Source organism: Pantoea sp. S62 (assembly GCF_016658625.1).
Lineage (GTDB): Bacteria > Pseudomonadota > Gammaproteobacteria > Enterobacterales > Enterobacteriaceae > Pantoea > Pantoea vagans.
The window spans coordinates 230,267-238,713 of record NZ_JACVVI010000007.1 but is presented as its reverse complement, the minus strand read 5'-3'; the positions used below and the strand labels follow the sequence as shown (position 1 = coordinate 238,713).

At 56.4% G+C, this 8,447-nt stretch carries 7 protein-coding genes; 2 read left to right on the top strand and 5 right to left on the bottom strand.

What is annotated here, in order from left to right:
- Positions 1 to 124 precede the first annotated feature (124 nt).
- Genes hemG through pepQ form a run of 4 tightly spaced genes read right to left on the bottom strand, consistent with a single transcriptional unit; the run spans position 125 to position 4,108 of the window.
- Positions 125 to 658 carry a menaquinone-dependent protoporphyrinogen IX dehydrogenase gene (gene hemG / locus IBT54_RS12990; protein WP_013359725.1) on the bottom strand — a complete coding sequence of 178 codons (534 nt, stop codon included), beginning with the start codon at positions 656 to 658 and terminating at the stop codon, positions 125 to 127.
- A gap of 17 nt (positions 659 to 675) precedes the next feature.
- Entirely contained in the window at positions 676 to 2,127 is a 1,452-nt protein-coding gene (trkH, locus tag IBT54_RS12985) for a Trk system potassium transporter TrkH (protein WP_013359724.1), read from the bottom strand.
- A 32-nt stretch (positions 2,128 to 2,159) separates the two neighbouring features.
- Complete coding sequence (locus tag IBT54_RS12980; protein ID WP_135910442.1) at positions 2,160 to 2,777, bottom strand: IMPACT family protein; 618 nt, start codon at positions 2,775 to 2,777, stop codon at positions 2,160 to 2,162.
- A complete protein-coding gene (gene pepQ, locus IBT54_RS12975; protein ID WP_107319230.1) occupies positions 2,777 to 4,108 on the bottom strand; it encodes a Xaa-Pro dipeptidase in 1,332 nt (443 codons plus the stop codon). The genes IBT54_RS12980 and pepQ overlap by 1 nt, the downstream gene beginning before the upstream one ends.
- A 187-nt stretch (positions 4,109 to 4,295) precedes the next feature.
- Between pepQ and fadB the strand changes: the two genes are divergently transcribed.
- Positions 4,296 to 6,479, top strand: a complete 2,184-nt coding sequence (gene fadB, locus IBT54_RS12970; RefSeq protein ID WP_201252265.1) for a fatty acid oxidation complex subunit alpha FadB — start codon at positions 4,296 to 4,298, stop codon at positions 6,477 to 6,479.
- Between the two features lie 10 nt (positions 6,480 to 6,489).
- A complete protein-coding gene (fadA, locus tag IBT54_RS12965; protein ID WP_201252264.1) occupies positions 6,490 to 7,653 on the top strand; it encodes an acetyl-CoA C-acyltransferase FadA in 1,164 nt (387 codons plus the stop codon).
- Between the two features lie 70 nt (positions 7,654 to 7,723).
- On the opposite strand, the gene fre is transcribed toward fadA, so the two are convergent.
- The gene (gene fre / locus IBT54_RS12960; RefSeq protein ID WP_201252263.1) at positions 7,724 to 8,425 is read right to left on the bottom strand and encodes an NAD(P)H-flavin reductase; all 702 of its coding nucleotides are present in this window, start codon (positions 8,423 to 8,425) and stop codon (positions 7,724 to 7,726) included.
- Positions 8,426 to 8,447 lie beyond the last annotated feature (22 nt).

The window sequence follows — 8,447 nt, the reverse complement described above, 5'->3', positions numbered from 1 at the left end:
CGTTTCCCGTTGCCGGTGTTCCGTGTCGATGGAGGCGCATTATAGGGAGTTCGCGCGGGCTGACAAGTGTTTATTACGAAAAGATTATCGTTCGCAGTAATTTTCATCAAATCGCGCTATTTCGCTACGATTTGCCTGGTAACTGTGCAAAATCATTGGCAAAAGTGCGTACCTGCTGCCAGTCCGTGTATTCCACTTCTTTCGTTGAATCTGTCTCACCACCAGTCATACGCATAATCAGCTGAATCATGACGCGATCGAACCAGCGATAGCGCGGATAATAAAGTGCGCCCGCAAACACGGCACAGCAATCGGGTTGCCACGGCGAGCTGGTCAGAAACTTCTGCGTATAAGCATTGGTTTCAGGAGAACGCTTCTCCGGTTTCCGTGCCGTGAGGTTCACCGAAAAGAAACCGCTGGTACGCTGTTGCAATTCCTTGAGGTGCTGCTTCACGAACTTATCGACGACCGGCTGGAAATGGCCGTAGCGGATCGAGGCGCCAATCAGCACGCGATCATACTGCGCCCAGTCAGGCAGGGTAGCATCCTGAATGTCCAGCACATCACATGGCTGCTGTTGACGGATCACCTCAGCAATAGAAGAGGCAATTTTCTTTGTTTGTCCGTCGCGAGTGGAATAGAGAATCAGCGCTTTCATGTCAGCATCCTTATTAATTATTCACGCCAGAAAGTAGGCGTGAACAGCACCAGCAAGGTAAATACCTCGAGACGCCCGAACAACATGGTAGAAATAAGAATCCATTTCGCCACGTCATTCATTGAAGTGAAGTTATCGGCCACAACCCCTAAACCCGGCCCGAGGTTGTTGAGCGTCGCGGCAACCGCAGCAAAAGCCGAGAAGTCATCGACACCGGTGGCGATGATTGCCAGCATGCTGACCAGGAACACCAGTGCATAGGCCGAGAAGAATCCCCAGACGGCTTCAAGGATACGTTCCGGAAGCGCCCGATTACCCAGCTTAATGGTGTAGACCGCATTGGGGTGAACCAGACGCTTAAGCTCACGGTTACCCTGCTTGCATAACAGCAGGATGCGAATCACCTTCAGGCCACCGCCGGTTGAACCGGCACAGCCGCCAATAAAGGCTGAGCACAACAGCAGCACCGGCAGGAACAATGGCCAGCGTGCGATGCTGTCTGTCGTGAATCCCGCCGTCGTTGCCATGGAAACGACCTGAAAGAAGGCCTGATTCAGCGTCTGCCAGCCGCTGGCATAGACATTGTGGAACCAGAGCACCAGCGTGCAGATCAACACCAGCGTCAGCTGAACGCCAATGAACATGCGGAATTCCGGGTCGCGCCAGTACACGCGCAAATTACGTCCGCTTAACATGGCAAAGTGCAGGCCGTAATTACAGCCTGAGATCAGCAGAAACACCGCCACGATGGTATTGATGGTGCCACTATGAAAATAGCCGATGCTGGCATCGTGGGTAGAAAAGCCGCCAATGGCGATGGTCGAGAAGCTGTGGCCGATAGCATCAAACGCCGGCATGCCCGCCAGCCACAATGCCAGCGCACAGGCCACCGTCAGCAGAACGTAGATTAGCCAGAGTGTCTTGGCCGTCTCGGCGATACGTGGCCGCATCTTGTTATCTTTCAGCGGCCCCGGCATTTCAGCGCGATAGAGCTGCATGCCCCCGACGCCCAGAATCGGCAGTATCGCCACCGCTAACACGATGATCCCCATACCGCCCAGCCACTGGAGCATCTGCCGATAGAAGAGAATCGCCTTAGGCAACGAGTCCAGCCCCACCAGCGTGGTGGCACCGGTTGTTGTCAGGCCCGAGAACGATTCAAAGAATGCATCCGTCACCGAAAGATGTGGCTGCTCGGCAAAGATAAAGGGCATGGCTCCTACGCTGCCCAGCACCGTCCAGAACAGGACGACGATCAGGAACCCTTCGCGCGGTTTGAGTTCGGTTTTCTTTTTACGATTCGGCCACCACAGCAGCGAGCCAATCACCAGCGCCATCATAAAGGTCTGGCTAAACGCCCGCCCCGCCCCATCGCGATAAATGAGGGCGACCAGACCGGGCAAAATCATCGTCACTGAAAAGAGGATCACCAGCAGACCGACTATGCGGGTAATGGCGCGAAAGTGCATTCAGCCGTTCCTTTAAATAATAGAGATGAACATCAGGGTGTGAGCGGGATCAGCGATAACGCGCCCCGACTAAAGTCTGACAGATTTTTTTTGAATCCGTCGATTTGTCCGTAAGGTACAGCCAGCGTCAATGCAATGCGATCCTGAAACTGACTGTCGGTCACCCTACCGTCGAAACGCTGAACCAGCCTTTCAATATCACTGAGCTGTGGATAGTCGCATTGCAAGGTGAACAGCTTCATCGGTACTTTGCGCTGCCGTGGCAGCAGCTTAAGTCCCTGCTGGACCCCACCGCCATAGGCTTTTACTAAGCCGCCGGTTCCCAGCATGATGCCGCCGTAATAACGTACGACGACGGCGGTAATCTCGCCAATATCTGCGCCCATCAGCTGCGCAAGCATCGGTTTGCCGGCCGTGCCCGAGGGTTCCCCATCATCAGAGAAGCCAAGCTGCTGGGAATCATTCGGTGCGCCCGCGACCCACGCCCAGCAGTGATGCCGGGCAGCGGGATGCTCGCTTTTCACCTGCTGGACAAACGCGCGTGCCGCCTCAGCGCCTTCGGTGTGTGCCAGTAGCGTAATGAAGCGACTCTTTTTGATCGTCTCCTCACTGCTGCTGACTGGCACAGCCGGAATATCAAAAGCGTCCATCAGGCCAGATGCAGATCGCGGGTCATATTCTCAACGCGATGCGCATGGATCACCACGTTGTCCTCGATACGAATCCCGCCATAAGGCCGAAGCGCATCGATAGCCTGCCAGTTAAAGTGCTGACTGAAACGGCCCGCACGCAGCGGCGCCAGTAATGAGTCAATAATATAGAAGCCCGGCTCGATGGTTAAGACCATGCCCGGTTGCAGCACGCGGGTGCAGCGAAGATAAGGATATTGCGCGGGCGCGGCCAGATGGGTGCCCTGATCATCCTGCATAAAACCAGCCACGTCATGCACCTGCAGACCCAGCGGATGTCCCAGACCATGTGGCATAAACGGACCGGTCAGATCTTCAGCCACCAGCGCTTCTTCGCTGATCCCCTGTACCAGCTCAAACTTCAGCAACATCTTCGCAATACGCTGGTGCATCTGAAGATGATAATCGGTGTAGCGCACGCCCGCTTTCAGCATAGCGATCAGCGCCAGCTCTTCCGCGTTCATCGCCTCAACCATTCTGGCATAGAGCGAACTGCTCTGCGCCGCATAGCTGCGGGTTAAATCGGCGGCATAGCCAAGATACTCAGCACCGGCATCAATCAAAAAGCTGTGGCGTTTCGCCGGTGGCTGATGATCCAGCCGGGTGTAGTGCAGCACCGCAGCGTGTTCATTCAGCGCGATGATATTGCCGTAAGGCACATCAGTATCGCGATGCCCGGTCGCTGTCAGATAGGCCTGATTGATATCGAACTCGCTTAAGCCTGCAGAGAACGCCTCTTTCGCTGCGCGATGACCCGCAACCGCCAGCTTTTGCGCCTGGCGCAGGCAGGCAAGTTCATAATCTGTTTTGATGCTGCGATGGAAATGCAGGAAGTCGATCACCGCTTTCGGATTGATATTGCCGGAAGTGATACCGAGCTGAGCCGCACGCGCGTTAACCGGGCCGATATAGGCGACGTTATCGCGCTGTGCAGGCAGCAGTTGCGCAATCTCATCGGCATTTTTCAGGCCGATAACCTCAACATCCGCGGTCCAGAAGCTATCCGGCAACGGTTCAACGTTGTGCCAGTAATCCACCGGAGAGTAGAACCACAGTTTCGGTTTGTTCACCCCGTCAATCCACAGCCAGCAGTTAGGCACCTGCGTTACCGGCACCCAGGCCTTAAACTGCGGATTCACCTTAAACGGATAGGTGTGGTCATCCAGAAACACCGTCAACAATTCACCGGAATGGATCAACATCGCATCCAGTTTATTGCGTGCCAGCACCTGCTGCGCCCGTTGTTGCAACGTGGCGATATGCGCGTGATACAAGGTCTTCAGTGAATCCATTGACGTCTCTCCAGTGTCGCGAAATGGCCGCAAGTTTAGCATACCCCTTGTGCAGATGCCGAAGTCGGCGCAGCTGTGATCTTGTTAGCAAATAAGCAAAGAGCAGTTTGCAAATAATTAACATCGCTCCCACACTCACGATCATCTGGTATGACCAGATCACCTTTCGCGGTTTCAGGAGACGCACATGCTCTACCAAGGCGCTAACCTTACTCTTCACTGGCTGGACGATGGCATCGCCGAGCTGGTTTTTGACGATACAGGCTCGGTCAATAAGCTCGATACGCAAACGGTCGCCAGTCTGGGCGAGGCGATTGCGGTGCTGGAACAGCAGCCAGACCTGCGCGGCCTGCTGCTGAGCTCCGCTAAACCTGCTTTTATTGTGGGCGCGGATATCACCGAGTTCCTTTCTCTGTTTGATGCACCCACCGAAAAGCTAAGCCAGTGGCTGAGCTACGCCAACAGCATTTTCAACCGCCTGGAAGATTTACCGGTGCCAACCCTGGCCGCCATTGACGGCTATGCGCTGGGTGGTGGATGCGAATGCGTACTGGCAACCGATCTGCGTATCGCCACTGCGGATGCCCGTATTGGCCTGCCGGAAACAAAACTCGGCATCATGCCCGGATTTGGCGGCAGCGTGCGACTACCGCGCCTGCTGGGTGCCGACAGCGCGCTGGAAATTATTGCAGCAGGTAAAGATGTGGATGGCAATGCCGCCCTGAAACTCGGTCTGGTCGATGCGGTCGTGGCGCGTGAGAAACTTCGCGAGGCGGGGATCACCATGCTTAAGGCCGCTGCCGCAGATGACAGCTGGCGCGCACGCCGGGCACCGAAACTGGCACCGCTGAAACTCAGCCCGATTGAAGCGGCGATGAGCTTCACGATTGCGAAAGCGATGGTGCTGCAGACCGCAGGTAAACACTATCCCGCTCCGCTGATGGCCGTAAAAACGATTGAAGCGGCGGCCAGCCTGGGTCGTGATGATGCGCTGAAACTTGAAACGGCAGCGTTTGTGCCACTGGCGCAGTCTGATGAAGCCCGCGCACTGGTCGGCATCTTCCTCAACGACCAGTACGTTAAAAGCCTGGCGAAAAAACGCGGCAGCGAAAGCGGCGCTCCGGCTCAGGCAGCGGTACTGGGCGCGGGCATTATGGGTGGCGGCATCAGCTACCAGTCTGCCTGGAAAGGCGTGCCGGTCAGAATGAAAGACATTAATCCGCAGGCGTTAACGCTGGGGATGAATGAAGCCAGCAAGCTGCTCAATAAGCTGCTGGAGCGCGGCAAAATCGACGGCAGTAAACTCGCCAGTGTGATCGCCACTATTCAGCCCACCCTGGATTACGCCGGTTTTGACCAGGCCGATGTGGTGGTGGAAGCCGTGGTCGAGAACCCGCTGATCAAGGCCAAAGTGCTGGCGGAAACCGAACAGCATCTGCGTCAGGATGCGATTCTGGCCTCCAATACCTCAACCATTCCTATCACCCAGCTGGCACAGGCGCTGCAGCGCCCGGAAAATTTCTGTGGCATGCACTTCTTCAATCCGGTGCCGCGTATGCCGCTGGTCGAAGTTGTTCGTGGCGAGAAAACCAGTGAAGCGACACTGAGTAAAGTGGTGGCATGGGCCAGCAAAATGGGCAAAACGCCTATCGTGGTGAATGACTGCCCCGGCTTCTTTGTGAACCGGGTGCTGTTCCCCTACTTCGCTGCTTTCAGCCTGCTGCTGCGCGACGGCGCTGATTTCCGTCAGATCGACAAAGTGATGGAAAAACAATTCGGCTGGCCGATGGGGCCTTCATGGCTGCTGGATGTGGTGGGCATCGATACCGCGCACCACGCGCAAAGTGTTATGGCGGATGGTTTCCCGGATCGCATGAAGCACGACTATCGCGATGCGATCGATCTGTTGTTTGATGCCGGTCGTTTTGGTCAGAAAAATGGCAAAGGATTCTGGCGCTGGGAAGAGGATAAAAAGGGCAAGCTGAAGAAAGTGCCGGATGCTGAAGTGGATACGCTGCTGCAACAGGTCTGTCAGCCCGCGCGGGTCTTCAGTGATGAAGAGATCCTGAACCGTATGATGCTGCCGATGCTGAATGAAGTGGTGCGCTGTCTGGAAGAGAAGATTATCGCCTCGCCCGCTGAAGCGGATATGGCACTGGTCTATGGTCTCGGCTTCCCGCCGTTCCGTGGCGGCGCTTTCCGCTATCTGGATACCCTGGGCAACAGCAATGTGGTCGATCAGGCCCGGCGCTACAGCGCACTTGGTGGCCTGTATACCCTGCCTGCGCTGCTGGTGCAGAAAGCCCATCAGCATGAAAGCTGGTATCCCGCCGCCAAACCGATTGATGAAGCCGCGCTGAAAAGCGCCTGAGGGCAAGAAGATGGAAAATGTGGTGATTGTTGATGCGGTGCGCACGCCAATGGGACGTTCAAAAGGCGGAGCCTTTCGGAACGTGCGCGCTGAAGATCTCTCCGCGCACCTGATGCGCGAAATCCTGAGCCGCAACCCGGCGGTGAACCCGGCATCCCTCGACGATATCGTCTGGGGCTGCGTACAGCAGACGCTGGAACAGGGATTTAATATCGCGCGTAACGCCGCGCTGCTGGCCGAAATCCCGCACTCTGTGCCGGCCACGACCGTTAACCGGCTGTGTGGTTCGTCAATGCAGGCGCTGCACGATGCGGCCCGCGCCATTATGGTCGGCGATGCGCAGTGCTGCCTGATTGGCGGTGTGGAGCATATGGGACACGTGCCGATGAATCACGGCGTCGACTTTCATCCCGGCCTGGGCCGCACCGTCGCTAAAGCTGCGGGCATGATGGGCTTAACCGCCGAGATGCTGGCGCGTATGCATCATATCAGCCGTGAGCAGCAGGATGCGTTCGCCCTGCGTTCGCACCAGCGCGCATGGCAGGCCACCCAGCGCGGGGACTTCGCAATGGAGATTGTCGCCACCTATGGTCACGACAGCGACGGCATTCTTAAGCGCTATGATTTCGATGAGGTGATCCGCGAGGAGACCAGCGCCGAAGGTCTAACGGCGCTCAAACCCGCCTTCGATCCGGTGAATGGCACCGTCACAGCGGGTACGTCGTCAGCCCTGTCCGATGGCGCGGCCGCCATGCTGATTATGAGTGAATCACGCGCCCGTGAACTGGGGCTGACGCCACGTGCACGTATCCGCAGCATGGCAGTGGTCGGCTGTGATCCGTCGATCATGGGCTACGGACCGGTTCCGGCCAGCAAACTGGCATTGAAACGGGCGGGACTGAGCGTCAGTGATATCGACGTGTTTGAGCTGAACGAAGCCTTTGCCGCGCAGACCCTGCCCTGTATTAAAGACTTAGGTTTGCTGGAACTGATGGATGAGAAGGTCAATCTGAATGGCGGCGCGATTGCGTTGGGCCATCCACTGGGCTGTTCCGGCGCACGCATCAGCACCACATTGCTGAACATCATGGAACGCCGCGATGCCCGTTTTGGCCTTGCCACCATGTGCATCGGACTGGGCCAGGGGATCGCAACCGTATTCGAGCGTCTTTAATACGTTGAGTCTTACTTTGTCAGATTTACCCGCCGTTGATCGGCGGGTTTTTTCTGTCTGCTACCAGGAATCAGATAAAGGCAAACGCATCGCCATACATCTGTGATTCCACTGCGCCACGCTCGGCACAGAAACGGTCGCGGGCAATCTTCGCCATCTCAAAACGTCCGGCGATGTAGATCTCATGCTCACTCAGCGTGCTGAAGTCCTGCATCACTGCGGTCAGTACCGTACCAGAACGGCCCTGCCAGCCTGCTTCAGGCTGCTCGACGACCGGGATCACCTTCAGGTTCGGGTGCTTCACGGCCAGCGCATCCAGCTCATCCATATCGTACAGATGCTTAAGCTCACGTCCGCCCCAGTAAATGGCGATATCGCGCTCTGGCTGTTCCGCCAGTGCGGTAAGCAGAATCGAACGGACATAGGAGAAACCGGTGCCGCCTGCAATCAGGATCAGCGGTTTGGTGCTCTCTTCACGCAGCCAGGCATCGCCGTGCGGCATATCAACCGTGATCTGGCGATCGTTACGGATGCGGTCCATTACGGCCATGGCATAGAGATTCAGATCGGACGCGCCGATATGCAGCTCGATGATATCTTTTTCCATCGGCGTTGAGGCCAGTGAGAACGGACGCTTGTCGCGCTCATCCATCACTACCATCAGATACTGTCCCGCGCGAAAACTGAATTCCGCTTCAGGAATCAGGCGAACGCGATAGACCGTGTCGGTAATCGCCTCAACCGAAGTTACTTTACAGCTTAACGTTGTCATGCGTTCCCTCTGTCGGGTCGTC

Bases quoted from the DNA above. Each gene is read 5' to 3' on its own strand.
- hemG (WP_013359725.1), bottom strand. From the start codon at position 658: ATGAAAGCGCTGATTCTCTATTCCACTCGCGACGGACAAACAAAGAAA.
- trkH (WP_013359724.1), bottom strand. From the start codon at position 2,127: ATGCACTTTCGCGCCATTACCCGCATAGTCGGTCTGCTGGTGATCCTC.
- IBT54_RS12980 (WP_135910442.1), bottom strand. From the start codon at position 2,777: ATGGACGCTTTTGATATTCCGGCTGTGCCAGTCAGCAGCAGTGAGGAG.
- pepQ (WP_107319230.1), bottom strand. From the start codon at position 4,108: ATGGATTCACTGAAGACCTTGTATCACGCGCATATCGCCACGTTGCAA.
- fadB (WP_201252265.1), top strand. From the start codon at position 4,296: ATGCTCTACCAAGGCGCTAACCTTACTCTTCACTGGCTGGACGATGGC.
- fadA (WP_201252264.1), top strand. From the start codon at position 6,490: ATGGAAAATGTGGTGATTGTTGATGCGGTGCGCACGCCAATGGGACGT.
- fre (WP_201252263.1), bottom strand. From the start codon at position 8,425: ATGACAACGTTAAGCTGTAAAGTAACTTCGGTTGAGGCGATTACCGAC.